Source organism: Kocuria sp. (assembly GCF_030538595.1).
Classification (GTDB): Bacteria; Actinomycetota; Actinomycetes; order Actinomycetales; family Micrococcaceae; genus Kocuria.
This window is the reverse complement of the sequence record NZ_JAUNTS010000003.1, coordinates 124,019-149,956: the sequence shown is the minus strand read 5'-3', so window position 1 is coordinate 149,956 and position 25,938 is coordinate 124,019. Positions and strand designations below refer to the sequence as shown.

General features: G+C 62.4%; 23 protein-coding genes and 1 tRNA gene. 11 read left to right on the top strand and 13 right to left on the bottom strand.

Annotation, left to right across the window (positions count from 1 at the left end; genetic code table 11):
* Positions 1–42: 42 nt before the first annotated feature.
* Complete coding sequence (locus tag Q4G32_RS04155) at positions 43–873, bottom strand: ABC transporter permease (RefSeq protein ID WP_303349402.1); 831 nt, start codon at positions 871–873, stop codon at positions 43–45.
* A gap of 99 nt (positions 874–972) precedes the next feature.
* On the opposite strand from Q4G32_RS04155, the gene Q4G32_RS04150 reads away from it, so the two are divergent.
* The 8 genes from Q4G32_RS04150 (at position 973) to Q4G32_RS04115 (ending at position 6,806) form a co-directional block, all read left to right on the top strand.
* Positions 973–1,045, top strand: a tRNA-Lys gene (locus tag Q4G32_RS04150).
* A gap of 177 nt (positions 1,046–1,222) precedes the next feature.
* Positions 1,223–1,543: a transcriptional regulator gene (locus Q4G32_RS04145; RefSeq protein ID WP_303349401.1), complete on the top strand. Its 321-nt coding sequence runs from the start codon at positions 1,223–1,225 to the stop codon at positions 1,541–1,543.
* A 372-nt stretch (positions 1,544–1,915) separates the two neighbouring features.
* Positions 1,916–2,191, top strand: coding sequence for a hypothetical protein (locus Q4G32_RS04140; RefSeq protein ID WP_303349400.1), 276 nt, complete (start codon positions 1,916–1,918; stop codon positions 2,189–2,191).
* Positions 2,192–2,458: 267 nt separating this feature from the next.
* Complete coding sequence (locus Q4G32_RS04135) at positions 2,459–2,764, top strand: transposase (RefSeq protein WP_303349399.1); 306 nt, start codon at positions 2,459–2,461, stop codon at positions 2,762–2,764.
* A gap of 145 nt (positions 2,765–2,909) precedes the next feature.
* Positions 2,910–3,521: a hypothetical protein gene (locus tag Q4G32_RS04130; RefSeq protein WP_303349398.1), complete on the top strand. Its 612-nt coding sequence runs from the start codon at positions 2,910–2,912 to the stop codon at positions 3,519–3,521.
* A gap of 419 nt (positions 3,522–3,940) precedes the next feature.
* On the top strand, positions 3,941–4,558 hold the full coding sequence (locus Q4G32_RS04125; RefSeq protein ID WP_303349397.1) for a hypothetical protein: 618 nt from the start codon (positions 3,941–3,943) through the stop codon (positions 4,556–4,558).
* A gap of 3 nt (positions 4,559–4,561) precedes the next feature.
* Positions 4,562–5,590, top strand: coding sequence for an inorganic phosphate transporter (locus Q4G32_RS04120; RefSeq protein ID WP_303349396.1), 1,029 nt, complete (start codon positions 4,562–4,564; stop codon positions 5,588–5,590).
* 229 nt (positions 5,591–5,819) lie between these two features.
* Entirely contained in the window at positions 5,820–6,806 is a 987-nt protein-coding gene (locus Q4G32_RS04115; RefSeq protein ID WP_303349395.1) for a hypothetical protein, read from the top strand.
* A 135-nt stretch (positions 6,807–6,941) separates the two neighbouring features.
* Here Q4G32_RS04115 and pstB read toward each other — a convergent pair whose 3' ends face one another.
* The 4 genes from pstB to pstS form a co-directional block, all read right to left on the bottom strand.
* Positions 6,942–7,721 carry a phosphate ABC transporter ATP-binding protein PstB gene (gene pstB, locus Q4G32_RS04110; RefSeq protein WP_303349394.1) on the bottom strand — a complete coding sequence of 260 codons (780 nt, stop codon included), beginning with the start codon at positions 7,719–7,721 and terminating at the stop codon, positions 6,942–6,944.
* Positions 7,722–7,757: 36 nt separating this feature from the next.
* Positions 7,758–8,876 (bottom strand): phosphate ABC transporter permease PstA, encoded by a 1,119-nt coding sequence (pstA, locus tag Q4G32_RS04105; protein WP_303349393.1) that lies wholly within the window; start codon positions 8,874–8,876, stop codon positions 7,758–7,760.
* Positions 8,876–9,868 (bottom strand): phosphate ABC transporter permease subunit PstC, encoded by a 993-nt coding sequence (gene pstC / locus Q4G32_RS04100; RefSeq protein ID WP_303349392.1) that lies wholly within the window; start codon positions 9,866–9,868, stop codon positions 8,876–8,878. The genes pstA and pstC overlap by 1 nt, the downstream gene beginning before the upstream one ends.
* A 196-nt stretch (positions 9,869–10,064) precedes the next feature.
* A complete protein-coding gene (gene pstS, locus Q4G32_RS04095) occupies positions 10,065–11,123 on the bottom strand; it encodes a phosphate ABC transporter substrate-binding protein PstS (RefSeq protein ID WP_303349391.1) in 1,059 nt (352 codons plus the stop codon).
* A 322-nt stretch (positions 11,124–11,445) separates the two neighbouring features.
* On the opposite strand from pstS, the gene Q4G32_RS04090 reads away from it, so the two are divergent.
* Both Q4G32_RS04090 and radA read left to right on the top strand, forming a co-directional pair.
* Entirely contained in the window at positions 11,446–12,603 is a 1,158-nt protein-coding gene (locus Q4G32_RS04090; RefSeq protein WP_303349390.1) for an FUSC family protein, read from the top strand.
* 99 nt (positions 12,604–12,702) lie between these two features.
* Positions 12,703–14,097 carry a DNA repair protein RadA gene (gene radA / locus Q4G32_RS04085; protein WP_303349389.1) on the top strand — a complete coding sequence of 465 codons (1,395 nt, stop codon included), beginning with the start codon at positions 12,703–12,705 and terminating at the stop codon, positions 14,095–14,097.
* A gap of 73 nt (positions 14,098–14,170) precedes the next feature.
* Here radA and Q4G32_RS04080 read toward each other — a convergent pair whose 3' ends face one another.
* Positions 14,171–15,145 carry a hypothetical protein gene (locus Q4G32_RS04080; protein WP_303349388.1) on the bottom strand — a complete coding sequence of 325 codons (975 nt, stop codon included), beginning with the start codon at positions 15,143–15,145 and terminating at the stop codon, positions 14,171–14,173.
* 24 nt (positions 15,146–15,169) lie between these two features.
* Between Q4G32_RS04080 and Q4G32_RS04075 the strand changes: the two genes are divergently transcribed.
* A complete protein-coding gene (locus Q4G32_RS04075; protein ID WP_303349387.1) occupies positions 15,170–16,141 on the top strand; it encodes an A/G-specific adenine glycosylase in 972 nt (323 codons plus the stop codon).
* A 65-nt stretch (positions 16,142–16,206) separates the two neighbouring features.
* Here the strand turns inward: Q4G32_RS04075 and Q4G32_RS04070 are convergent, their stop codons facing one another.
* The 7 genes from Q4G32_RS04070 to Q4G32_RS04035 form a co-directional block, all read right to left on the bottom strand.
* A complete protein-coding gene (locus tag Q4G32_RS04070) occupies positions 16,207–16,728 on the bottom strand; it encodes an amino-acid N-acetyltransferase (protein ID WP_303349386.1) in 522 nt (173 codons plus the stop codon).
* Between the two features lie 132 nt (positions 16,729–16,860).
* Positions 16,861–19,512, bottom strand: coding sequence for an ATP-dependent Clp protease ATP-binding subunit (locus Q4G32_RS04065; RefSeq protein WP_303349385.1), 2,652 nt, complete (start codon positions 19,510–19,512; stop codon positions 16,861–16,863).
* Positions 19,513–19,841: 329 nt separating this feature from the next.
* A complete protein-coding gene (locus Q4G32_RS04060) occupies positions 19,842–20,177 on the bottom strand; it encodes a histone-like nucleoid-structuring protein Lsr2 (RefSeq protein ID WP_303349384.1) in 336 nt (111 codons plus the stop codon).
* 250 nt (positions 20,178–20,427) lie between these two features.
* Positions 20,428–20,661, bottom strand: coding sequence for a hypothetical protein (locus Q4G32_RS04055; protein WP_303349383.1), 234 nt, complete (start codon positions 20,659–20,661; stop codon positions 20,428–20,430).
* Between the two features lie 4 nt (positions 20,662–20,665).
* Positions 20,666–22,144, bottom strand: a complete 1,479-nt coding sequence (lysS, locus tag Q4G32_RS04050) for a lysine--tRNA ligase (RefSeq protein ID WP_303349574.1) — start codon at positions 22,142–22,144, stop codon at positions 20,666–20,668.
* Between the two features lie 165 nt (positions 22,145–22,309).
* Positions 22,310–24,136, bottom strand: a complete 1,827-nt coding sequence (panC, locus tag Q4G32_RS14025; RefSeq protein WP_441327456.1) for a pantoate--beta-alanine ligase — start codon at positions 24,134–24,136, stop codon at positions 22,310–22,312.
* Positions 24,133–25,923: a PH domain-containing protein gene (locus tag Q4G32_RS04035; protein ID WP_303349382.1), complete on the bottom strand. Its 1,791-nt coding sequence runs from the start codon at positions 25,921–25,923 to the stop codon at positions 24,133–24,135. The genes panC and Q4G32_RS04035 overlap by 4 nt, the downstream gene beginning before the upstream one ends.
* Positions 25,924–25,938 lie beyond the last annotated feature (15 nt).

Below are 25,938 nucleotides of genomic sequence, written 5' to 3'. Positions count from 1 at the left end.
GCCGTGTACTGCCTTATGGGGTTGGGAGGAAGCTGGGGTGAGTCAGTGTCCGACGTCGTCAATCAGCTGCGGATTGCGGGCCAGTGTCCGAGTGACTGTGACAGTGCAGACTGCCTGCACCAGCAGGATTCCCGCCAACACCACCAATTGGAACATGGCGGCCTCAACCGGGGAAGCGCCGCCGAACAGCGCCCCCACAAAAGCACCCGGCAGAGTGACCAGGCCCGTGGCCCTGGTCTGATCCACGCTGGGTACGACGGCGTTGCGCGCAGCCCGTTGCGCAATGTCCCGGTAAGCGACTCCGGGAACCGCGCCAAGGGAAAACCACGCTTCCACCTCTGCCCTGTGGGCAACGGCAGCCTCCCTGAAAGCTCTGCCGGACAGAGTGGCTGCGGTCATGGCGTTACCGATCAGAATGCCGGCGACGGCGATCAGGTTCTGAGCGTTCCAGCTCACCAGGTGCAAGGCAAAGACCGCTGAAGTCCCTGTGACACCTCCAGTCAGAACACCGATCAACACTGCTTTTCTGGCGTACGGCATACCTCTGAGGCGGCTGATCGAGGTCAAGGATGCCGTGGTGAGCATCAGCGCGATGAAGAACACCACGGTCCACGGCATGCTCAAAATTCCGCGCAGCAGGACGGCGATGATGCTCAGCTGCAGGGCCGCTCGCAAGATCCCGGTGCAGATCTGAACTCCCAGACGCATGCCGTGGCTGTACTGAATGGCGACGGCAAGGGCCGTGATCACCGCCAGCCCCGCAATGAACCACATGAGCTCCAACGGTGTGTGTCCAGCAATGAGAATGTTCGACGTCGGGATGGCCAGGGGTGCGCCCGTTGTTGGGGCTACGGAGGCAAGTGGGGTGAACACGAGACCGACGGTACTCGCCGGTTCGTATCAAACAGCGAAGCTGGGCTAGGATGGTCGCCGTCGTCAATGGACTGCTTCCAAGCAGCCATGGACGGCTGGGGGCCTTTAGCTCAGTTGGTAGAGCAGTGGACTTTTAATCCATGGGTCGCGGGTTCGAGCCCCGCAGGGCCCACCTCTTCTCTGAAGCCCGATGCATCCTGGGGGCAGCCTTCCCCAGTTTCCAATAGGCCTTTGTGCGGTGGGATTCAGGGCCGCCTCCCGTATTAGCTCCGCACCACCTGAAACGCAGTGAAGCCATGCGCTGGCCGGGCTGCCTATGATGGGCCTGAGACAAGGCGGAGGATTCACAATGGCACAGCGGCGTACGTACTTTGGGGATGTCAAACCCTACGCCGTCCCTGGATCGTTGGCGGCCCTGCAGGGACCCAGCTCCGGGATCATCACATTGCCACTGTGGGTCTATTGGGCCCCGGGGGAACGAAGCTTCGACGTTGGTACACATATCGGAGCCAAGCAGGTGTACACGGCAGTGCTCTCCGAGGGAGCCCTGGATGAAGTCTGCAAGATGGTGAACCTGCAGCGCCTGGTTCAGGTATGGCCAACGCTTGTCCTACCGCGACGAGCTCAGACGCTCTGGGAACAGCGTTTCCCGGAGCTGAAAGCAGGCTGAGCGTGGAATTGCGGGATCGACAGCACGCAGTTGCCCAGATTGCACTCAAAGCGGTCGGCGAGTCAGGTTTTGCTTTGGCCGGTTCGGGGGCCATGCGTGAGCACGGGGTGATTGATCGACCGACCCAAGACGTCGACCTATTCACCCCTAACCTCGACGCCCCCGCGTTCGATGAAGCTGCTGCTCAGGTGGAGTCCGCCTGGCGCTCAGCTGGGTTCGACGTTGTCATGCGATTCAGAGCCCCGATGTACGTGCGGTTCCTTGTGGGCTCCAGCGATGGCCTGTGGATTGAAGTTGATCTTGCGGTTGATTGGCGGGCCAAAGAACCTACGCATCTAGGAGGTAGGGCCCGTCCTGGATCTCGAGGACGCGGTGTCCAACAAGATCTCAGCGCTCTACGGTCGTGGGGCTGCTCGTGATTTTCTCGACGTCGATGTCATCCGTTCCTCTGGCCGGTTCTCAGATGAGCAACTGCTGTGCCTGTCCGAGGAACGTGACCCCGGGTTTGACCGCACACTGTTTGCCCAACAACTTCAGCGCGTGATGCGCATCGAGCCCGAGGAAGTAAAAATATACGGGGCCAGCGTCCAGCAGTGGACGCAGGTTCAAGGGCGCCTCTTGGAATGGTCACAAAAAATTTTACGGTAGATCTCGCCCATGCCTTGGGGCACGCCATCTGCATAGATGGACACCAAACCACCGTGCCCAGCCCTTGTCATGAGTCAGACAATCATGACCCGCAAACATTGCCGCATGTCACCTGAGCACCACTCCGACAGCTAAACACGAGAACAAGCCCCGGATTCAGATTCGCACCTCGGCCGCTAGCTCCAAGTCGGAGGCGACCGTCACCGCACTGCACAGCCGGGAAAAGGGACAGCGACGCCAACAGAGCCCCGCAAGCGCAGGGAACGCTTGACCATCAATCCTGCAATCAAAGCGCGCACGTTACGGCTGCTGTGTGAACAGCTTGGTCAGCACCCGTCATTTACCGCTGCGTACAAGGCAGTGAGTCGCCAAGAGGGCATCAGTGCAGAGACCTTGCGCCGATGGGCCGCGGAGGCCAGCATCAATGCTGAGGTTCAGCCGAGAGCAGCCTTGGCTGAACATGAGGAGATTAAGAATCTCAAAGCAGACAACGCCCGGTTGCGCAGGAATGTTTCTGCCCTCATAGCAACAACAGCTCTGTTCGCAGCGGAGCTTTACCCTCGCCACCGCTGATCACCTGCTTCATCGAGACCGCCCGCTGTAAGGCTCACGCCGTCAAGTCGATCTGCGAAAGTCTTACATGTGGTCAGCCATGCAAGGAGCCTCAGCGACAAATGTGCGACGACGGCTCACCTGGGACCCGGCGTACGCTGGAAACATGGGTGACAATCGAGAGTTCCACAAACCCGTCAAGCGTCCCGCAGAGGTCTTTGACCAGCGAGAGGGCGGGATGGATCCTGCCGTCCTGACCGAGGCTGCTCATGTGACGGCAGCGGCGGTGCTCCACAGGGGACGATCCGTGGAGGACCCTGAAATCCGCCAACGCCTGGTGGAATTCACGGACACCGAAGGCTTGGATGGATTGGCAGCCCTGTGGTCGGACGCTCCCCCGGTCAGCCTGCCCGGTGCCCTGTGGAGGCTCTACGCCTTGCGCTCATCCATTCAGGCGGACCCCGTTCGACTCAGCCGCTGGTTCACTGCCGGACGTCCGACGGCGCAGGTGGCAGACGTGGTGGCCGGCGTCGCCGATCCGCCAGGCCCGGAAGAAATCCGCACCATGGCCAACACCGTGCTCAACGGGGCTTGGACCGGTGAGTTCGATGTTGCCCTGGAACGCTTTGCTGCCTTCTGCCGAGTGACCGCCCTGGGACGCATTCGCCTGGAGGATCACGAGGGCCTTGACGCTGTTCGCGGAGCCCGCAAGCTCGAACGCACCGCGGATGACCTGGAGGCTGCAGCCAGGGCGTGGCGAGCCGGAGCATTGGACTGAGCGGAGTCGGTTGGACTGAGCGAGACGGGAGCGGCGTCGTCGTCGTTGGCGGTGAGCAGCACCACACCGAACCCGCGTTCACTCAGCGTGATCATGGGAGGGAGGCGTTTGACCGAGGAGGGGTGAGAGCTCGTAGGATGTATTCAGGTGTCGGGCCGCAGGTAGCCCCGGGCTCCATCATTTAGCCGCCTCGAGCGGCCTTACGCCGAGAGGCGCTCCCGGTCCGGCACCCCAATTCTTCGGCTCATCGACCAAACCTTCCGTGACCTGGCATGATGACCCTCTTCTCAGGAACCGGTCAGCCAGTTCACTTTCACCCGGTAAGGTGCCCTTGCCAGCGAAATCAACGCGGTTTCCCTGGCCGTTCAGTGCCACTGCGCACGCCTGACCGCGCCCGAGAAGTGAAGGTGAAAGACCCCATGCCGCTGCGGATCTTCCCGGAGGATGATCGCATCCTTGATCTTCTTGCGGAGATGGCCGGGCAAGTCAACGAATCCGCACGGTGCTGCTCAGAGCTGCTTGGCAGCGACGACGACCACGTGGCGCAGTCCCTTGAAGAAGCTCGCAGCCTGGATGCGCGCACGGCCGACCTCTATTTCTCCGCGATGACCACGTCACGGTCCTCCTACGTGCTGCCGCTCCCCCGCTCGGACGTCTACATCCTCAGCGGGTGGCTGGCCCGAGCCTGCGAATCACTCCTGTTGGCCGCGGAGGCCATGGCTGAACCGGCCATGCGCAGGCAGTCCAAACACACCACCGAACAGCTCAACACCATTGGAAGAATGGCCAACTTGAGCGTGCGGGCAATGCACAATCTCTCCGATCTGGAGGGCTTGGACGAGTACTGGTTCGACATGTACCGCCTGCGGAAACAGGCTGACCGCACCTTTGAACTGCACCGCCTGGACCTGCTGGACAAGTACAAACCTGCTGTGGCACTCAAACGCACCATTCTGGTGGAACACTTACACAACTGCACGCGAGCGCTGAGCCAGCTGGCCACTGAAGTTGGCCGCATTGTGGTGGCGGAGACCTGATCCGTGACCCTGGTCCTGGTTGTCCTGGCTTTGATCCTCACCGTGGGTTATGCCCTGGTGAACTCCTTTCATGACGTGCCCAACGCAACAGCCATCCCGGTCCGTCACCGTGCGCTGACGCCGCGAGCAGCCTTACTGTTTGCTGCCGGGCTGAACATACTGGGGGTGGTGGCCGCCGCGATCATGCTGCCCATGGCGCAGCTCGATCTTTTTGTGCTGGACCTGATCGACCCTGCTCCGGCACTGGGCGTCATCATCTGCGCTTTGCTGACCACCATCGGATGGGACCTGCTGACTTGGTGGTGGGGCCTGCCTTCCTCCTCAACCTCAGCCTTCATGGGAGCCGTGTTGGGAGCCTCCGTGGCCCTGGGGTGGGTGGGTCTCACAGCGCAACTGCCCCTGGAAATGGGCACCTTCTGGCACCTGGTGGTGCCGGTGATAGTGGGTCCAGTGCTGGCCTTTGGAATTGCCTGGCTCTTGGTGATTCCCGCCGTCCGCGGGCTGCGTCACGTGGAGGCCAATCAGGTACGACTACTGGCTCGTGTGGCCATGGTGGTCGGCTCCACGGGAACCAATGTGGGTCACGGCCTGTTCCACGGACAGCGGGTGCTGCTGCTGCTCATCACCATCCCGGCCATTGGAGGCTTCACCGTAGGCTCCGCGGATCAGGTGCTGGTGTGGGCCGTGGTGGTGACCGCCCTGGCCTTTGGCATGGGCAGCCTCTTTGGGGCATGGCGCATTGCCCACACCATTTCCTCCAAGATGGTCAGCACGGATGCCTTACGTGGCGGGATTGCTCAGGGTGTCTCCGGATTGTTGCTCTTCACCGGCGGGATCACCAGCGGAGTCAGCCTTTCGACGTCGCAGACCACCGCCGCTGCGGTCATGGGAGCCGGTACCAATCAGAAATACCGTTCCACCAATCACCGCGTGGTCGGCAAGGTCCTCATGTGCTGGATTTTGACCGCGCCGGTGGGTGCTGTGCTGGCAGGAACTCTGGCACTGGCCATTTCCCCACTCCTGAGCTCCTGATCCAGCGGCCCCCGCACTCACCCCGCGCTCACCCCTGGAACTTTCGACGTGGCGAATGCGTTTTTGAGGCCCCTCAAACGCATTTGCCACGTCCAAAGAGTGCGGCACGTGGCCGAGCCTCCCACCTGCCCCGGGCATTGTGGCTCCACAGGCTGTTTCAGCGCTCCCCAGGGGAATTCTTCCTGTGGACAACGCCGACCAGGCCCTTCCTGAAACCTAGCCTCGGAACATGACTCGTGCCCGATACCGCGCCCGTTTTCCTCCGCCGCAAGTGCGCACCCCCTCCGAATGGGGCCGAAGCACCAGGCAGTTGGAACACGACCCGCACATGTTTCACCTGATTCACTCACTCTGGGCGCGGTTTCCCGAACCTCTGGGAGCGGACGTGCGGAAGGAACTGCTGTCTTCTCCTGAGATCGCAGCCCTGGTTCAACCTCATTTTGGGTCCGAAACAGCGGTCGCAGGGGTCAGCGCGGCAAAGCTGTGGGGCATTCCGCTGATGAATGGGATGGCGTGGTCACACGCGGCCTTGGAGGAGACCGTCCTGCTGCCGTACATCCATGACCGCCCACAGCTGTCTTTTGACTCTGGCCGCCGGTACCAGGGACGGACTGACCTGCTCATGCGTCGTGGCCTGGGACTACCCAAGGACACCGCACTGTGGGGCTGCCGGATCACCGGCGCGCTGGAAACTCTTTTGGCCGTTCAGCCCCTGCTACCGGGATGGAAGGCCGTGGCTGCCGTGGACCACATTCTTGCAACCGGTCTGGCCTACCCGGATCCTCGCTGGCCGATCACACCCGCCGACTTGCAGCACCTCTTGGATGCGCTACCGCCATACACGCGTGGTGCTTCTTTGCTGCAACGCGCACTCGACCGCAGTGCGGCCAATGTGTGGTCCCCCATGGAGACCCTGTTGCGTCTGCTCTTCATTGCGGCCGGTCTTCCACCGCCCACGCCGAACCTACTGGTTGTCTTTCCAGATGGCTCCAAGGCATATCTGGACCTGGGATGGGAAGAACAAAAAGTGGGGGTGGAGTACAACGGGGCCATTCACTACCAGGACCGTCAGACTTACGGAGATGAGCTCCACCGTCTCACGCGGTTCAAGCGCATGGGATGGGACATCCACCTGGCAGTGTCAGCAGACATCCGCCAGCGGCGTCGTCGTGAAGGTTTGGTGACAGACGTCACCCGCGCACTCTTGGCACGCTGACCAACTTGAGCACGGCAAATGCGTTTTGGAGGCCCGGAAAACGCATTTGGCGCGCCCAAAGGTGCCGGCCCCACAAACTAGGACGTACCCGGGTGGATTACCTCCGCCCGGGCACGTTCAGCAGAACGCCAAGGATCAGCCGAAGCGGCCGGAGACGTAGTCCTCTGTGGCCTTCTGCTTGGGGTTCTGGAAGATCGTGGCGGTGTCGTCGTACTCCACCAACTTGCCGGGCTTGCCGGTTCCCTCAATGTTGAAGAACGCGGTCTTGTCCGCCACCCGCTGTGCCTGCTGCATGTTGTGGGTCACGATCACCACGGTGAACTGCTCTTTGAGTTCGTGGATCAAGTCCTCAATGGCAATGGTGGAGATGGGGTCCAGCGCGGAACAGGGCTCATCCATCAGCACCACATCAGGCTTGACGGCCATGGTGCGGGCAATGCACAGGCGCTGCTGCTGACCACCGGAAAGACCGGAACCGGGCTTGTCCAGACGGTCCTTGACCTCATTCCACAGGTTGGCGCCCTTCAGGGAGGACTCCACCAGCTCTTCCGCAGCCGAACGGGAGATCTTCTTGTTGTTCAGCTTCACACCGGCCAACACGTTGTCCCGGATGGACATGGTGGGGAACGGGTTGGGGCGCTGGAAGACCATGCCCACCATGGAACGCACGGTCACGGGGTCAACACCCTTGCCGTACAGATCCTCACCATCCAGCATGACTTTGCCCTTGGCGTAGGCGCCCGGAATGACCTCGTGCATCCGGTTCAAGGTCCGCAGGAAGGTGGACTTGCCGCAGCCTGAAGGGCCAATGAATGCTGTCACCGAGCGGGACTCGATGTTGATGTTGACGTCCTCAACGGCCAGGAAGTCGCCGTAGTACACGTTCAGGCCCTCTACGTCGATTCTTTTCGACATGGATCCTCAGCTTCTCTCTAGTCTTCTTGGGCCGGGTCAGCGGCCGGTCTTGGGTGCAAACGCCTTGGCGATCAAACGTGCCAGCAGGTTCAGCAGCATCACGAACACAATCAGGATCAGTGCTGCACCCCACGCGCGGTCGGTTGAGGGGTCCGGAGCGGTGGGCGCCACGGGCCGCATGAGCTGTTGGTAGATGAAAGTTGGCAGGGTGGCCATCCAGTCATTGAAGACATTGAGGTTCACCCGCTCAAAGTATCCAACAGTCACCAGCAGCGGTGCAGTTTCGCCGATCACACGGGCGATCGCCAGGGTCACACCGGAGGCGATGCCGGAGATGGACGTGGGGATCACCACCTTGAGAATGGTGCGCCACTTCCGCACCCCCAGGGCGTAGGAGGCTTCCCGCAGCTCATTGGGAACGATCTTGAGCATTTCCTCGGTGGCCTTGACCACCGTGGGAATCATCAGCACCGTCAGCGCCACGGCACCGATGATGCCCATACGGGTGTTGGGACCAAGAATCAGTCCGAACAGCGCGGAGGCAAACAGACCCGCCACGATTGAGGGCACACCGGTCATCACGTCCACCAGGAAGGTGATCACTTTGCCCAGCCAGCCGTCATTGGAGTATTCCACCAGGTAGATGGCGGTCAGCAGGCCGATCGGCACGGAAAACAGGGTGGCCCAGAACGTGATGGCCACGGTGCCCAGGATGGCCTGCAAGGCGCCTCCGGGGGGTCGGTCACCGGCAGTTGCGGCGGCCTGGTCCACGGTTCCCGTGATGCCACCCATGGTGGTGGTCAGGAAGTCAATGGAGATGGTGGGTACACCGCGCGCCAGCACAGTCCAGATCACGGAGACCAGCGGAATGATGGCCAGAATGAAGGCGGCGTAGACCACGTAGGTCAGAGCCGCATCACTGCCCTTTCGGCTTCCTTCAATGCTGGTCACCGCGATGGGCGCGGCCACCAGGAACACCACGGCAGAGAAAATGGCCCAGGTGGCAATGCCAAACCCGATCAGCGCAGACAGCGCCGCACCGACGACGACGGCGGCCACCATCACCACGGGCACCAACCATTTGGGCCGCTGCCCGGAGGTCAGGGAGTTTTTCTTCACGGGAGTGGAGGACTTGGATTGAGTGGAGATCGACATCAGTTGGCCCCCGAGAATTCCTTGTAGCGAGCAATGATGCCGCGCGCAATGAAGTTCACGATCAAGGTGATGATGAACAGCATCAGACCGGCTGCAATCAGCTCCGCAAGGCGGTTGCCGAAGGCCTCCGGGTAGTTCAGCGCAATCTCTGCGGCAATGGTGTTGTTACCGGTACGAATCAGCGACCACTGCAGTCCGCCAGTGGAGAGCACCAGCGCCACGGCCATGGTTTCACCCAGGGCACGCCCCAGAGCCAGCATGACGGAGGAAATGATGCCGGTACGTGCAAACGGAAGCACGGCCTGGCGGATCATCTCAAACCGGGTGGCGCCCAGGGCCAAGGAGGCTTCCTCGTGCAGCTGGGGGGTCTGGATGAAGATTTCGCGGCACAGGGAAGTGATGATCGGCAAGATCATGATGGAGAGCACAATGCCCGCCGTCATCATGGTTCGCCCGGTGGCAGAGGCTGGGCCTGCGAACAACGGAATGAAGCCGAAGTTCTCCGAAAGCCAGTTGTAAAAAGGAGCCAGTGCCGGCGAAAGCACAGTCATGCCCCAGGCGCCGTAAACCACGGAGGGGATGGCGGCCAGTAGGTCAATCACATAACCGACTGGCTTGGCCACCCTGGCCGGGGCGTAGTGCGAGATGTAAAGGGCCACCAGGATGCCAACCGGTGTGGCAATCAGCAGCGCGATGATCGCAGCCATCAGCGTGCCCAGGATCAACGGGTAGACGTAGTTCAGGAACCCGTTACCGCCGGATACCGAGGATGCCGGGATGTCCAGCACAGGTGATGCCTGCCAGGTCAGGAAGATGGCGACGGCGGCCAGCATCACAAAAATCACGATGCCTGCCGTCAGGCTCAGGCCGGAGAAAACCTTGTCACCGGCCCGACCACCGGCGGATGCCGCATCGGCCAGAGAGTTGCGGGGCTTCTCAGCCTCAGACTCCCGTGCTGTGCGCTTCTCCGAGTCGGAGAGGTTGGTTGACATGTGTCATGCCCCTTTGAATCGAGGGTCAAGTCTTGTTCTGTTGTGACCAGCTCGGATGTTGTGCAAAGAATCCCCAGGTTCTTTGTGCATCCCGGTCACAGCACACGGTCCGCCCGGTTCCCGATCACGGAGAACTCGGGGCCGGGCGGACCGTGTGATGGACAGCTCGCTTGTTGGGCGAACCATCCCAGCAGAATCACTCAGCGACTGAGATTCCGTTGATGGACTCTTCAGCCTGGGTACGCAGGGACTCGGAGAGCGGTGCGGAGCCTGCAGCATCGGCTGCAGCGTTCTGGCCGTCTTCGGAAACCACGTAGAGGCCAAATGCCTTGGCGTTGTCAGCGGTGTCCTGGTCCTGATACTGGTTGCAGTAGATGTGGTAGCTGACCAGAACGATCGGGTAGGCGCCAGACTCTTGGGTGTCGCGCTGGAGTTCCATGGCCATTTCGGCGCTGGAACGGCCTTCGATCACGGTGGAGGCCTCAACGGCCGTGGCAGCAGCCTCAGCGGAGAGGTCGACGTATTCGCCGCCAACACCCACGGAAACGGTGCCAAGGTCGCCGCCCTCTTCAACAGCAGAGGCATCTGCATAAGTGATGGCGCCTTCGGTGCCGCTCACGGTGGAGACCACACCGGAGGTACCCTGTGCATTTTCCTGGCCGGAGACGGGCCAGGACTCGGAAGCCTCATCGGTCCACACATCCGGGGCAACTGCATGCAGGTACTCGGTGAAGTTCTCGGTGGTGCCGGATTCATCGGAACGGTGCACCACGGTGATGTTGGTGCTGGGCAGCTCGGTGCCTTCGTTCTGCTGGGCGATCTCGGGATCGTTCCAGGTGGTGATCTCACCGTTGAACACCTTGGCGATGGTCTCGGCATCCATGTTGACGTGGTCAACGCCCGGCAGGTTGAAAGCCAGCGCAATCGGGGAGATGTAGGCGGGAATGTGGAACGCGCCATCGGGTCCGCAGATGCTCTTGGAGGACTCGTACTCGTCGTCGCTCATGATGGCGTCGGAGCCGGCAAAGTCGGCACCGCCAGCCAAGAAGGCTTCACGGCCGGCGCCGGAGCCATCCGGGGAGTAGCGGACCTCAACATCTGCGTTCTCTTGTGCGCCATTGGTCCAGGCAGTCATGGCTGCTTCCTGGGAGGAGGCACCGGCGCCGGTCAAGGTGCTGCCGCCGCCACAAGCGGTCAAGGTCAGTGCGCCCAGAGCGAGTACTGCGGTGGTGCGGCCAATGAGGGAAACCTTCACAATTGCCCCTTCAACTTCAGGTCAGGGCCCCTTGATGTGTCCGGGGCTCGATGATGATCCGCGCCGTTGAGGTTCGGCGCTCAGTGATGCTGGACAAACCGTTGGGTTCATTCCCGGCACTCACGGTCAATGACTGTAGGGGCGCCACGTGGACGGCAATTCCGCAGTAAATGAACGGAAGGTGAACAGTGCCCGGAACGGGGAGATCCCCATCACACGGTAGGCGCACCACGGCAGCATCCCGGACCTGTCACCGCCGCCTACAGACCCGCGATGGTGTCACGCGAAAAACCAGTGGGTACAGCGCGCCTAAGATGGCCACATGAGTGAAGCCACCTCTCCCCAAGCAACCAGTGGCTTCGTCGACCTGGCCAAGGAACGCGCACAGGACGGCCTGGTGCGGGTGCGAACTGGGATTCTGCAAGCCTTGCAGTTGACCATTGCCGCGGTGGGGGCGTTCGTGTTTGCCGAACGTGTCCTGGGCCACCACGGTCCGATTTTTGCGGCCACCGCAGCAACGGTGTCCTTGGGGTTCTCCAAAGGTGGCATCCGTTACCGCCGGGTGCTGGAAGTGGCCATCGGCTGCACGCTGGGCATTGTTTTTGCTGAGCTCGTCACCCACTGGATTGGCCGCGGGATCTGGCAAGCCGCCGTCGTCATGCTGCTCTCCGTCCTGCTGGCCCAATTCCTGGACAGTGGTGTTTTGTTCACCACGCAAATGGCGCTGCAGTCGCTGCTGGTGGTGATGCTGCCGCCACCTGTGGACGGGATGCTGACCCGGTCGATCGACGCCATGATCGGTGGAGCCTTTGCGCTGCTCCTGGTGTATTTGATCCCAACAGACCCGCGCCGTCAGCCCAGGGAACAGTTGCGCAAACTCACCAATGAACTCTCCGAGGTACTGCGGGAAGCTGCGGATGCCGTGCGTCGTGATGACTCCCAGGCCGCGTGGCACTGCCTGGTGCGGGCACGCAAGACTCAACCCATTGTGGACGCGGTGACCACCTCCCTAAAGTCCTCGCAAGAGATCGCCATGGCGGCCCCGCTGCACCGGCGCCACCGCTCCGAGGTGGATGAAATCGCTCGCGCCATCCGCTACCTGGATCTGGTCACCCGCAACACCCGGGTACTGGCACGGCGCGTGGCCAGCATCATCAACCACATCACCCTGGCGCCGGCCGCCGTGGACTCGATCGCGGAAAGCCTGGAAGCCATGGCGGATGTGGTGACCACCGTGGGCAACGGTCTGGCCGTGGCGCAGCCAGGAGCCCGCGAATCCTACCTACGCCAAGCCCGCAATCAGTTGGAAGTGGTGGCCGGTCAGATGCACCCGGACACCATGGGCGTGGAAACCATTGAGGGCCAGGGGTTGGTCCTCCTGCTACGTCCCATGGTGGTTGACCTCTTGGAAGCCACGGGCCTGGATCACGAGGACGCACTGGCTCTTCTGCCCCGCCTGGACGACTGGGATCGTCTCTGAACCACACCCCTACAACGACGGCGCCGCTCGGCACCCAGCCACGGGCCGCTGCGGCTGCCAGGCCGTTGTGTTGTCTGAGCCGTTCAGTAGGTTGAGGCCATGAGTAAACGCACCACCGCAGCTGACCGAGCAAAGATGGGCTACCGCTGCACGGAATGTGGGTGGGCCACCGCCAAATGGGTTGGCCGCTGCGGTGAGTGTCAGTCCTGGGGAACCGTGGAGGAAGTTGGTGCTGCCAAAGTGCGCACCACACCGGCACGGGTGGTGGAGACCCCCGCGCAACCCATTGCAGATGTTGATGCCTCCCAGGCGGCCTTTGTGCCCACCGGCGTATCAGAGCTGGATCGAGTACTGGGCGGCGGGCTGGTACCGGGGGCTGTCATCCTGCTGGCTGGTGAACCCGGTGTTGGTAAATCCACGCTCCTGGTGGATGCTGCCGCGCGTGTGGCACGTGGAGTTCAACCAAGGCCTGCGCGCAAGGTGCTGTACGTGACCGGGGAGGAATCCGCCGCGCAGGTCAAGCTGCGCGCTGACCGTGTGGGAGCTTTGGCCGACTCCCTGTATCTGACCGCGGAGACCGATCTGGCCACGGCCCTGGGCCAGGTGGAAGCCCTGGCGCCGGAGGTCTTGGTGGTGGACTCCGTGCAGACGCTCAGCAGCGCAGAGGTGGATGGCGCAGCCGGCGGGGTCACCCAGGTGCGGGAAGTAGCCGGATCACTGATTGCAGCAGCCAAGTCTCGCGGCATGACGGTGCTCTTGGTGGGGCATGTCACCAAGGAAGGCGCCATTGCCGGTCCCCGTTTGCTGGAACACCTGGTGGATGTGGTCTGCCAATTTGAAGGCGACAAGCACTCCAGTATTCGACTACTCCGTGCCGTCAAGAATCGGTACGGCCCCACGGATGAGGTGGGGTGTTTTGAACTCCAGGAATCGGGTATCCGCTCCGTGGATGACCCGTCCGGACTATTCGTTTCCCGGACTGCTCAATCAGTGTCAGGGACATGTTTGACCGTGACCATGGAGGGCCGCCGCCCCCTGCTGGCTGAGGTCCAGGCGTTGTTGGATCAGTCCCAAACGGCCCAACCCCGCAGAGCCACTGCAGGTCTGGACTCTTCACGGGTGGCCATGCTCCTGGCGGTTCTGCAGCGCCGAGCAGGCTTGAGCCTGGGCAACATGGACGCCTACGTCTCCACGGTGGGCGGTGTTCGCTTGGGAGAACCGGCAGCCGATTTGGCCGTTGCATTGGCCCTGGCCTCAGCCGCGCAGGACAAACCCTTACCCCAGAGGCTGGTGTGTTTTGGTGAGGTCGGACTGGCCGGGGAAGTCCGCCCAGTGCCAGGCATTGGGCGCCGCATTCATGAAGTCTCCCGTTTGGGCTTCACTCACGCCGTGGTTCCGGCCAGCCCGCAGGGACCGGGCACCATTCCTGATGGGTTCCGGGTCAAGGAGGTCACCACCATCGCGGAGGCACTGGCCCTGTTCTTCCCGGCCTGACAGGTACTTCAGGCCCCCCGTTTGCCAACCCGCACGGGGAACAGCAGAGGGACATCTTGGCGTGGCGCTGGGCCTACTCCAGGGTGAACTCGGCCCCTTCGCTTCGGGTCTCGCCCAAAGCGACCGTCAACCGATAGCTGCCCGGATTGACCTCGGCACCCTCAGTGGCACAATCCGTCACGGAACGCCGCTTGTCCCACTCGAACCTGGCAGTTTCGGTCTGGCCAGGCTTCAATTCAATGGGCCGATCCTGACCTTCGATCTGACAGGCCGCGGAGTCGAACACCTTGTCAGGACCGCTGGTTACCGAAAAGTTCATCCGCGCGGTGCCGGCATTGACCATGCACGGATCATCCCCCGTGTTCTCCAGGGACATGATCAGGATGGGTTTGGCATCTGAATCGTAGGTTTCGTGATCCGTGGAGGCACTGACCTTCAACTTGTCGCCACATGCCCGCGCGGCAGGGCCCGTTGCGCCGTCGCTGGCCTGTGATTCCGGGCGGGCGGTGAAACCCGCAAACGGATCAGTATTGGTGGGTTGCGCAGTGACCACCAGCTCAGGCTCGGCCTGATCGCCCCCACCCAGCAGGCTCATCAGCCCAAAACCCAGGGCCCCCACCAGCAGCACCGCAATGATGAGGGCAATCATCCGACGACGCCGATAAACTTCCGGGCCATGCACCCGACCACCGGTAGCAGCGCCTGGCTCGGACCACGCGCCGCCACGGTGCGGCGTTTCCGAGGCGGCATGGTCGTAGAAGTCGTCGCCTGAGTCGTAGTAGTCACCGTGGTGGTCGCGGTCAGCGTAATCATCACGGCTTACGGCCCCTGCATCCTCCGGGACGTCGCGCTGAGACTGACCTGCCGGCGTCGTAAATGAGTCTTGCCCCTGCCTCCCCTGAGATGCGGTGTTACTGCCCGCGCTGCGACGTCGTACAGGGGTGGAGTCGCCCAAATCGGGGAGGTCAAAGTCCCAGGAGTTGCTGTCCCCGTACGCATCCTGTCCGTGGCCGCCCTGTGAGCGCCCGCCTGAGTCGTCCCGTGCCATGGCCTCCAGGCTACAGTGGTGCCGATGACCACCGTGCACAACCCCGCCGCCGTTGACCCCGCGGTGCTGAGTCGGTTGCATCACGGCATCACCCGGTGGTTTGAGAGTGCTCAGCGGGATTTGCCGTGGCGTTCCCTGGACTGTTCGGCCTGGGGCGTTCTGGTCTCGGAGATCATGCTCCAACAAACCCCGGTGGTGCGGGTGTTGCCACGTTGGCTCGATTGGCTGCGCCGCTGGCCCACGCCAGCTGACCTTGCCCAAGCGCCCACCGCGGATGTCTTGCGTGCCTGGGACCGCCTGGGTTATCCACGCCGGGCACTGCGACTCCAGGCCGCGGCACAAGCAATCGTCGACCGGCATGCAGGGCATGTCCCACACGATCACGCCGCGCTGTTGGCTCTCCCCGGTATCGGCACCTACACGGCAGCGGCGGTGGCCGTCTTTGCTTTTGCCGACCGCCAGACCGTGGTCGACACCAACATCCGCCGAGTCCAGGCTCGCTTGATCACCGGGGTTGCCTTGCCGGGAAAGTCTCTGAGTGCGGCTGAAACCCGGCTGGCCAACCAGCTGATGCCCCAGGACAAGGAACTGTCCGTGCGCTGGAATCAAGCCGTCATGGAACTTGGCGCCTTGATCTGCACCGCCCGCTCCCCCAAGTGTTCCGAATGTCCCGTGGCTGCCGACTGCGCCTGGCTGGCGGCGGGGTCGCCTCCCCCTGCGGTGGCGCCCAAGGGCCAGTCCTGGCACGGCACGGACCGCCAGGTGCGCGGTGCCGTGATGGCGGTTCTGCGGACTGCAGATGTTGCCATTCCGGAACCGTGGCTCACGGTCGCCCAGGAAATCAGCATGGACGGCTGGGAATCCACGGTCCCGGTCAAACCGTTGGAGAAACTCCTGGCTCTGCACGCCCCAGCCGATCAACGACGTCGCGCCGTGGACAGTCTGGTGGCTGACGGCCTGGCTCTGCGCACGGCATCCGGCATCCGCCTCCCCTAACTGCCGAGCGTGTGAGTTTGGTCGTTTCAGACCCCTGAAAACAGCAAAAATCACACTTTCGGCAGTTAGAAAGTGAGGATCATGCGGGTGTTGCCCAAGGTGTTCGGTTTGACCCGAGCCAGGTCCAGGTACTCGGCAACACCTTCATCCTGTGAACGCAGGAGCTCGGCGAAAACATCTGGGTCAATCTGGTCCTGATTCGGCATGACCTCAAACCCATGACCACGGAAGAAGGAGACCTCAAAAGTCAGGCAGAACACCCTGTCCACACGCAGGGCACGGGCCCGCTCCAGCAACTGCCGGACCAGCATCCCGCCGATCCCCCGTCCACGCACCGTGGAATCCGTGGCCAGAGTGCGTATCTCCGCCAGATCCCCCCACATCACGTGGAGAGCGCCGCAGCCCACAAGGCGGGTGGTGCCGTCGTCGTCGGTCATTTCAGCCACCAGGAACTCCTGGATGCTCTCGTAATAAGCCACCGTCTCCTTGATCACCAAAACACCTGATGCGGCCAACGGCGTCACCAAGTCTTTGATGCCCGGCACGTCCCGTGTGGTGGCCTGGCGCAGGCGGATGTGGGAGGTCATTGCGTCAGTTTAGACATGGGAGAAGGGCCGCACCCTGTGGATGCGGCCCTTCTCACGTGGAAGCGGCATATCTGGTTCAGCAGATGCACCGCAGGCTCACCGGCTACACGTCACCGGCAATCACCACTGCGTTCAGGCTGTTGCCTGCCCGGTCCCAGGTCCGTCATGACCGGCACCCGGACCCGTGGAGGCGGAATCGTGCTCCCCGCTGTGGGGAACATCCGTACCCGATGGCTCTTCACCGGGGACCAGATCCGAATCCTGATCGGCGTCCTGCGCGGAGTCGGCAAAATCCGTGTCCGGAAGCTCCGCCATGGGAGTGCCCACAAAGGTGAATTTCTGGTCCTCACCTTCACCCTCAACGTCCACCAACACCTGCTCGCCGGAAGAAATCTCCCCGAAGAGAATCTTCTCCGACAAGTGATCTTCAATGTCACGCTGAATGGTGCGGCGCAGCGGGCGAGCCCCCATTGCAGGGTCATAGCCGCGGGAAGCCAAAGCCTTCTTGGCGGCATCCGTCACCACAATGGACATGTCCTGCTCACGCAGACGCTCCTGCAGGCGGGCCACGAACAGATCAACGATCTGCACGATCTCCGCCTCGGTGAGCTGCGGGAACACAATGATCTCATCCACGCGGTTCAGGAACTCGGGGCGGAAGTGCTCCTTGAGTTCATCCTGCACCTTGGCCTGCATGCGCTCGTAATTGGTACCTGCATCCAGACCGGCCTGGAAGCCGACCGGCACGGAACGTGAGATGTCCTTGGTACCCAGGTTGGTGGTCATGATGATCACGGTGTTCTTGAAGTCCACCACCCGGCCCTGAGAGTCAGTCAATCGACCATCTTCAAGGATCTGCAACAGGGAGTTGAAAAGGTCCTGGTGGGCCTTCTCCACCTCGTCAAAGAGCACCACGGAGAACGGCTTGCGGCGGACCTTTTCGGTGAGCTGTCCACCTTCCTCAAAGCCCACGTACCCGGGAGGGGCACCGAACAGGCGGGAAACCGTGTGCTTCTCCTGGTATTCGGACATGTCCAAGGTGATCAGGGCGTCTTCATCACCGAACAAGAACTCGGCCAGGGCCTTAGCAAGCTCGGTCTTACCAACGCCGGTGGGACCGGCAAAGATGAACGAACCACCCGGACGCTTGGGGTCCTTCAACCCCGCACGGGTACGGCGGATGGAGCGGGACAGTGCCTTGATGGCGTCGTTCTGACCCACCACACGCTTGTGCAGCTCATCCTCCATGCGCAGCAGACGCCCGGACTCTTCATCAGAGAGCTTGTAAACCGGCACACCCGTGGCAGCGGAGAGCACATCAGCGATCACGTCTGGGGTGACCTCAGCAACCTGGTCACCGCCCTCACGCCATGCCTTGTCCTTCTCGTCACGTTCTGCCAGCAGTTTCTGCTCGCGGTCACGCAGGGACGCTGCCTTCTCGTAATCCTGGCCTTCGATCGCCGCTTCCTTGGCCTTCTTGACCCCGGCGATCTGGTCATCCAGTTCCTTGATCTCCGGCGGTGCGGTCATGCGCTTGATGCGCAGGCGCGCGCCGGCCTCGTCAATCAAGTCAATGGCCTTGTCCGGCAGGAACCGGTCCGAGATGTAGCGGGCAGCCTGATGCACGGCAGCTTCCAACGCATCATCCGAGATCGAAACGCGGTGGTGGGCCTCGTACTTGTCCCGCAGCCCCTTCAGAATTTCAACGGCATGGGCCTCTGAGGGCTCATCCACCTGAATGGGCTGGAAGCGCCGCTCCAGGGCGGCATCCTTCTCAATGTGCTTGCGGTACTCATCCAAGGTGGTGGCACCGATGGTCTGCAGTTCACCCCGAGCCAGCATGGGCTTGAGAATGGATGCGGCGTCAATGGCGCCCTCTGCAGCACCGGCACCCACCAGCGTGTGAATCTCATCAATGAACAAGATGATGTCACCGCGGGTACGGATTTCTTTGAGCACCTTTTTCAGACGCTCTTCAAAGTCACCGCGGTACCGCGAACCAGCCACCAGGGAGCCCAGATCCAAGGTGTAGAGGTGCTTGTCCTTCAAGGTTTCGGGCACATCTCCGCGCACGATTGCCTGAGCCAAGCCCTCCACCACGGCGGTCTTGCCCACACCGGGCTCACCGATCAGAACGGGGTTGTTCTTGGTACGGCGGGACAGTACCTGCATGACCCGCTCCATCTCCCGGGCGCGGCCAATCACGGGGTCCAGCTGACCCTCGCGGGCCGCTGCTGTCAGATTCCGCCCGAACTGGTCCAGCACGGCCGAACCCGCCGGGGTGCCCTCACCGGACGAGCGGCCACCGGTACCGGCGGTTTCTTTCTCCTCCCCGGAGCCCCCACCCTGGTACCCGGAAATGAGGTCGAGGACAGTGGAGCGCACCTTCTGGGGGTCCGTACCCAGTTTGGTGAGCACCTGAGCTGCAACACCTTCACCGGCGCGAATGATGCCCAGCAGGATGTGCTCGGTGCCAATGTAGTTGTGCCCCAGCTGTAGCGCCTCCCGCAAGGAAAGTTCCAGAACCTTCTTGGCTCGCGGGGTGAATGGAATGTGACCGGATGGGGCCTGCTGGCCCGGTCCGATGATGTCTTGAACCTGCTCGCGGGCAGCATTGAGCGTGATACCCAGCGAGTCCAGGGCTTTGGCGGCTACACCTTCATTCTCGTGAATGAGCCCGAGCAGCAGGTGCTCGGTTCCGATGTAGTTGTGGTTGAGCATCCTGGCCTCTTCTTGGGCCAGCACCACGACCCGTCGGGCCCTGTCGGTGAAGCGTTCGAACATGGATACTCCTCAGTTGATCGTCACGACGATGCTACGCAGACAGCCCGTTGATTCCGGGGCTGTTCGCCACTGGCGAGAAGGATGCCGACGCAAGATCACGCGGTTTTTGAACTCTGCGCAGAGCTACTTCTCCCACCGCGAAAACCACATTGGATTGCCGCTGCGCCGAGTGCGCATTTTGTTGGCTCCTCAAGCCTGCGCCGTGAGGAGCCAACAAAATGCGCACTCGACAGATGGACCCATGCATGCAAAAGGACCGGGCGAACATCCAATGTTCGCCCGGTCCCTGAGCAATGGTTCAGCCGAAACCAGTTGGCCCCGGCCACCGATCACTTGTTGGCTGCGTAGTACGCGTCCTGGATCTCCTGGTGGATACGGCCGCGGTCCGAAACGTTGTAGCCGTTGGACTTGGCCCACTCACGAATCTTGGGAGTGTCCGGGTTGCCGCGAGTAGCAGCGGCGCGTGCTGCACCACCACGGCCCTTGGCTGCGGAAGCACGGCGGGCCTTGGAGACGAACGGACGGATTGCACCCCGCAGCTTGTCAGCATTTGCACTGGAGAGGTCGATCTCGTAGGAATTGCCATCTAGACCAAACCGGATGGTTTCGTCAGCGGGGCCGCCGTCAAGGTCGTCCTCAAGGATGATCTTTACTGTCTGTGCCATTGTGTGGATCTCTCCCGATTTCGATTGCGGTACAGGGCGGGAGTCATGGACAGACATTCCAAAGGAAAGCTCTGCCACCGATCTCCTCGATGATCCCAACCGTAAACCTAATGGTGCAGTTATGCAATTAGGTGGAGAAGAACTCCATCCTGATTATCAGAGAATTCTCATCTTTGCGGAGCAAGATCACCGGCCACGCAGCACACCTGCGTACCCGTTACCTACTACTGATCACACGGCAAACCTGAGATTATTTTTCATCTTTCCGCGAAACCTGGTCCCGCCCGGATTCAGCTCTTCCTACACCCTCGCCACTCTGACCTGCACGGGCTTTGACGTCCCGATACCACTGTTCAGCGTCCTGCCGTGCAGCCTTCTCAGCCTCCCGCTCACCGCGGTCAGCGCGCATGACGGAGCGCATCACGAACCAAAAAATCAGCCCCACTCCAATGGACGGCAAGAGAACTGCCAGATAATCCAACATGACTTCAGTCCTTTTCCGGCTTCATCAGGGGGAACAAGATGGTCTCCCGAATGCCCAGGTCCGTGAACAGCATGATGAGCCGATCAAGACCCAAGCCCAAACCACCCATGGGGGGTGCACCGTGCTCCAGCGCACGCAAGAAGTCCTCGTCCAGCTGCATGGCCTCATCATCTCCGGCTGCGGCCAAACGTGACTGCTCGGTGAGTCGTTCACGTTGAACAACGGGGTCGATCAATTCTGAAAAAGCCGTTCCCCGCTCCATACCGCCAATGATCAGATCCCATGCTTCGATCACGCCATCTTGGCTGCGGTGCTGACGAGCAAGCGGTTGGGCCGCCGGAGGGTAATCGTAAACAAAGGTGGGCTGAATCAATGCAGGCTCAACAATTTCCCCGAACAGCTCCATGACCAACTTTTGAGCGTCCCACTCAGGCTTCACGGCAATGTTGTGTTCAGCTGCAATGCCGTGCAGCTCCTGGGCCGACGTCTCAGGAGTGATCTCACGGCCCACCGCTTGGGACAGGCCGGGGTAAACCCCCATCCACGCCCATTCGCCACGCAGGTCAATGTCTCCCTTGGCTGTCTGCAGCGGGCCGTCAATGCCCAACGCGTCAGCACAGGCCACAATGATCTGTTGGATCAGAGCCGCCATGGTGAATTGATCGCCCCAGGCCTGGTAAGCCTCCAGCGTGGTGAATTCCGGGCTGTGCGTGGAGTCCACACCCTCATTGCGGAACACCCGGCCAATTTCAAAAACCTGCTCCACGCCGCCCACCACAGCCCGCTTGAGGAACAGCTCGGTGGCAATGCGCAAGGTCATGGGCTGATCAAAGGCATTGAGGTGAGTGTCGAACGGTCGCGCGGTGGCGCCGCCGTGGATCAGTTGCAGTACGGGAGTCTCAATTTCCAAGTACCCGGAGTCTTCCAAGGTACGGCGCACGGTCTTGATGATGGTGGCTCGGGTGCGGACCACATCACGTGCAGATTGGCGGACCAGCAGATCCAGGTAGCGCTGCCGGACCCGGGTTTCTTCATTGAGTTCGCTGCCCTGGTAAAGATTCGGCAGCGGGCGCAGGGCCTTTGCAGCCACTTCCCACTGCTCCACCATGATGGAGAGCTCACCGCGCCGTGAACAGATCACACGGCCCGTGGCAGACACAAAATCCCCGAGGTCAATCAGGTTTTTCCATTCACCCAGAGCTTGCTCACCCACCACCGCCAGGGAGAGCATCAACTGAAGTTGCGTGCCGTCTCCATCCTGAATGGCGGCAAAGCACAGCTTGCCGGTGTTGCGCACAAAAGCCACGCGGCCCGTCACGGAAACCACCTGATCGGTTTCATCCCCGGCTTCCAAGTGAGACCACGTCTCACGCACTTGGGCAATGGTGTGGGTACGCGGCACGGAAACCGGGTAAGCCTCCCGCCCGGAGTCCAAGAGCGCTTGCCGCTTGGCCAGACGGTATTCCATTTGCTCATCCACCATGGAAGTTTGCTTGTCCACGCCAGCGGCGCGCTCCTCACCTTTGGCGGCGCTGTGGCCCGCATTGGCGGAGTTGTTGGTGCTGGGGCGCTGGGTATTCTCAGGGGTGGTCACGATGACCCAGGATAACGGTCAGCCCCGCCTGATCCCTAGTCGAGTGGTGGCCACTCACAGCGGCCAGTTGTCGATCAGGCGCGTACTGCCCACCCGCGCTGCCACCAGTGCCAGCATCCCGGGTTCCGGTTCGGCCGACTCCAGGGTGTTCGGGTCCACCACCACCAGGTAATCCAGTTCAACCGACTGCTCTGAATCCCCAATGCGCTGAGCCTGGATCTGTTCGCGGGCTGCGCCCAGATTCAAAGAGCCTCCCGCCAATTGGGACAGGGTGCGGGAGAGCACCAGGGCGGCGGCACGTTCGTCGTCGTTCAAATAGGAATTACGGGAGGACAGCGCCAACCCATCCGGTGCGCGCACAATGGGCACGGGCCGAATTTCCACCGCCAGATTGAGATCCCGCACCATCCGCTCAACGATCAGTAGTTGTTGGGCGTCTTTCTGCCCAAAGTAGGAGCGCAGCCGGTGAGGACCCCCGGCCAGGGCAAACAGTTTGGCCACCACCGTGAGCACCCCGTCAAAGTGTCCCGGGCGGGAGCCCCCCTCCAACCGCGTCCCCAGATCCCCGGAACTGATACGAACCAGCGGCAACCCACCCGGGTACATCTGGTCCACACTCGGCGCGAACACCACATCCACCCCCAGCTCCCGGAGCCGCTGCAGGTCCCCGGGAAGATCGGCGGGGTATCGGGACAGATCTTCGGTGGGCCCGAACTGAAGGGGATTCACAAAAATTGAAACCGCGACGACGTCGTTCTCCCCCCGGGCCTGGCGCACCAGGTGGCCGTGGCCATCGTGCAGCGCTCCCATGGTGGGTACCAGCCCCACGGTGGCTTCCGGGCCGACAACCGCGGCTCGGGCGGCCAGGAACTGCCGGAATTCCTCCGGGTTGGTGACCACCACGGGTCCGCCCTGTGACCCTTGGGCGGTATCGGCTTCAGCCGTGGACCCGTCCTGCTCCCACCGGGGCAGGTGGGGGGATTCTGCACCCAGTGCGTCCAGCACCACCTGATGCGCTGTGGGGCTCAGGGCTCCCCGTTCCAAGGCTCTGTGAGCGGTTTCCCGCGCCAAGGCCACGTAGGTCCGCAGGATGTCTTGCTTGCCGCTGGCCAGAGCGGCTTCTGCAAGCGCCAGGCGATGTTCGCGTACGGTGCCGGCATCGCCGCGGACCACCGGCCCGGTCAGAGTGGACTCCCCGGAACGTAGGGCGTTGTCCACGCTGGCTCGGCTCAGCGCGCCCAGAAGACGTTGCGGTTCTTCCACGCCGATCTCAGTGAGTAGTTGAGTGGCCTGCCCCACCAGGGTTGTCAGGTAGTTGGCCCCGTGGGTCAACGCTGCGTGGTAGAGAGTGCGGTCTGCTTCCGGAATCACCACGGGTTCGCCGCCCATTTCCACCACCAGCGCTTGGGCAATGGGCAGCACGGCGGCCGGTGCAGTCACGCCGAAAGGGCAGTCAGCCAGCCGATCCAGGTCCATGGACATGCCCGTGAAGGTCATGGCGGGGTGGATGGCCAAGGGAATGGCCCCGGCTGCCCGGGCTGGCTCCAGCACCGAAGTTCCCCAGCGGCCCGCCACGTGGATCACCAGCTGCCCGGGTTGCCAATGTCCGGCTTGGGCCAGTCCTACCACCAGGTCCGGAAGCTGATCGTCCGGGACGGCAAGCAGCACCAATTCGGCACGCTCCACGACTTCCGGGACGCTGAGCACGGGCACCTGGGGCAGCAGCAGTTCCGCGCGTTCCTTGGATTCCTGGGACACGGCTGAGACGCCAAACACCGCGTGCCCGGCGGCACGCAACGCCGCACCCAGAACAGCACCCACCCGTCCTGCGCCGATCACCCCCACGCCCAGACGGCCCGGTCGGTTGGAGGGTGCGCTCATGTGGTGGCTCCTGGATGGTGCACAGAGTTCAACAATGTGTTGTCGGAAGGAGAGGTGGGTGCGAACGAGTTGCCCTGTACCGCTGTACCAGGGGCCGCTACACCAGGGGCCGTTGCCCCCGGCGCCGCTGGCCGACCGTACACGGGCGCCTTCGTCCGCGCCCAGGGCAGCGGCGCAGGAGATGAGCGGCCGGAGACGGCGTCGTGGGGATCAGAATGTGCACCGCTCCCCCACGGGTGAGCCCCACTGCTGGAGTGGGCCTGCGGGTCCGCAGCGACAGCCAGTGCGGCGCGGCCGCGGGCAAGTTGCTGCACCAGAAACTCTTCCGCCTCAGCTTGGTCCATTCGAGCCACAAATGCCCTGACCGGCCCAGCGATCGAATGCAAGTTGACGTCAGCCAAACGCAGCCTGCGCAAAATCGGCCCCCGGTCCAGACCGATGGACTGGATCTTGCTGTGCGGAACCACAAAACACATGCGATAAGCACGCCCAGCGCGTGCCACCACCATGTGGTCCGTCACCGCGTAGCCATAACGGCATCGCACCACGGGAGACACCCAACGGGCCCGACGCGGCGAGTTGTGGAAACGCGATGTGGGAACGGCCTCACCCACCAGGCCCTCCACCGCCAAGCCGCTCAGGTGACCGGCATCCGGAACCTCAAGGGCTTGGGCGAACAACAGTTCCAGGTCCGCATCCGTGGCCACGGGAAGCAATACCGCGCGGCTGCCCGCAGAGCTGCCGTCAAGTTCCCCGCCGTACCCGGCAATATTGACGTGCACCAGCGACCACCCGGCCCAGCGCCACAGGGGCGGCCGGTACAGGGCCAACGCCTGGATCCGCCCGGTGGGCACGGTCTGGGAGGTTTTGTTGAGCAGTCCGTACCGCAGCCGCACGCCTTCCGGGGTGCGGAACATCTTGAACCCCCAACTGACCTCCAGCGCCTTGAACACCACACCGCCCAACGCCAGGGCGGTTGGGACAAAGCCCACCAGCATGGCCAGGATGACCCGCGGAAAAAGAAATGCCAGCACGGTCACGGCAACCACTGCCGCACACAGCACCAGGAAGGAGACCGTCAGCAGCCGCGCTGCAATCACGCGCCTCAGCGGCAAGGACAGAATCAGCTGCTCGTCCTCACCAGCCTCGTCCAGACCAATGGCGTTTCCGGATTCCCCGGCGCCCCGCAACGACGACGCCCCTCCCCCACTCGGCGCGGAACCCGCAGTTTGCGCCTTGCCGGAGGCCGCCCCTGTTCCGATGGCCCCCAAGAGATCCTTGCGCAGCCGGCGAGCATCAGCGTGTTTGAGATACCGCAGCACCACAGAGGTTTCCCCGGAATCAGCCACCTCAAACCGGAGTTCGGCCAGGCCCATCAACCGCGGAACCAGGGGACGCTGAATATCCAGTGCCTGAACGCGGTCCAACCGGGTCTGACGTTCCTGTCGGAAAACCAAGCCCGTACGCAATCTGACGTGGGTGTCCGTGACCTGGTAGCGGGTGAACCACCACACGTACACGGCACCTACTCCCGCGATCACCGCACCCACCAGGGCCATGGCACCGTAGAACATCCAGTTGGGCATGGTGGCGATGAAATCCAGGATCGGCGGAAGGGACTCCGGGCCCGATTCGGATTCGTCCCTGCGCCCGGTGGCGTCATCCACCAGCCCATTGACCACGGTGTTCAGCCACACACCCACCACCACGGCCAGAGCAATCCACCCGCGTGCCAACGGGCTCAGCGGATGCAGGCGGTGCCACGTCTCCGTGGTGTCCTGGCCCATCGGAACATTGTGGGT

Coding starts and splice junctions, on each gene's coding strand:
- radA (WP_303349389.1), top strand. CDS start 12,703: ATGAGTAAACGCACCACCGCAGCTGACCGAGCAAAGATGGGCTACCGC.
- Q4G32_RS04065 (WP_303349385.1), bottom strand. CDS start 19,512: ATGTTCGAACGCTTCACCGACAGGGCCCGACGGGTCGTGGTGCTGGCC.
- Q4G32_RS04145 (WP_303349401.1), top strand. CDS start 1,223: ATGGCACAGCGGCGTACGTACTTTGGGGATGTCAAACCCTACGCCGTC.
- Q4G32_RS04060 (WP_303349384.1), bottom strand. CDS start 20,177: ATGGCACAGACAGTAAAGATCATCCTTGAGGACGACCTTGACGGCGGC.
- pstB (WP_303349394.1), bottom strand. CDS start 7,721: ATGTCGAAAAGAATCGACGTAGAGGGCCTGAACGTGTACTACGGCGAC.
- Q4G32_RS04090 (WP_303349390.1), top strand. CDS start 11,446: ATGAGTGAAGCCACCTCTCCCCAAGCAACCAGTGGCTTCGTCGACCTG.
- Q4G32_RS04125 (WP_303349397.1), top strand. CDS start 3,941: ATGCCGCTGCGGATCTTCCCGGAGGATGATCGCATCCTTGATCTTCTT.
- Q4G32_RS04055 (WP_303349383.1), bottom strand. CDS start 20,661: ATGTTGGATTATCTGGCAGTTCTCTTGCCGTCCATTGGAGTGGGGCTG.
- lysS (WP_303349574.1), bottom strand. CDS start 22,144: ATGGTGGATGAGCAAATGGAATACCGTCTGGCCAAGCGGCAAGCGCTC.
- pstA (WP_303349393.1), bottom strand. CDS start 8,876: ATGTCGATCTCCACTCAATCCAAGTCCTCCACTCCCGTGAAGAAAAAC.
- panC (WP_441327456.1), bottom strand. CDS start 24,136: ATGAGCGCACCCTCCAACCGACCGGGCCGTCTGGGCGTGGGGGTGATC.
- Q4G32_RS04035 (WP_303349382.1), bottom strand. CDS start 25,923: ATGGGCCAGGACACCACGGAGACGTGGCACCGCCTGCATCCGCTGAGC.
- Q4G32_RS04080 (WP_303349388.1), bottom strand. CDS start 15,145: ATGGCACGGGACGACTCAGGCGGGCGCTCACAGGGCGGCCACGGACAG.
- pstC (WP_303349392.1), bottom strand. CDS start 9,868: ATGTCAACCAACCTCTCCGACTCGGAGAAGCGCACAGCACGGGAGTCT.
- Q4G32_RS04070 (WP_303349386.1), bottom strand. CDS start 16,728: ATGACCTCCCACATCCGCCTGCGCCAGGCCACCACACGGGACGTGCCG.
- Q4G32_RS04130 (WP_303349398.1), top strand. CDS start 2,910: ATGGGTGACAATCGAGAGTTCCACAAACCCGTCAAGCGTCCCGCAGAG.
- Q4G32_RS04115 (WP_303349395.1), top strand. CDS start 5,820: ATGACTCGTGCCCGATACCGCGCCCGTTTTCCTCCGCCGCAAGTGCGC.
- Q4G32_RS04075 (WP_303349387.1), top strand. CDS start 15,170: ATGACCACCGTGCACAACCCCGCCGCCGTTGACCCCGCGGTGCTGAGT.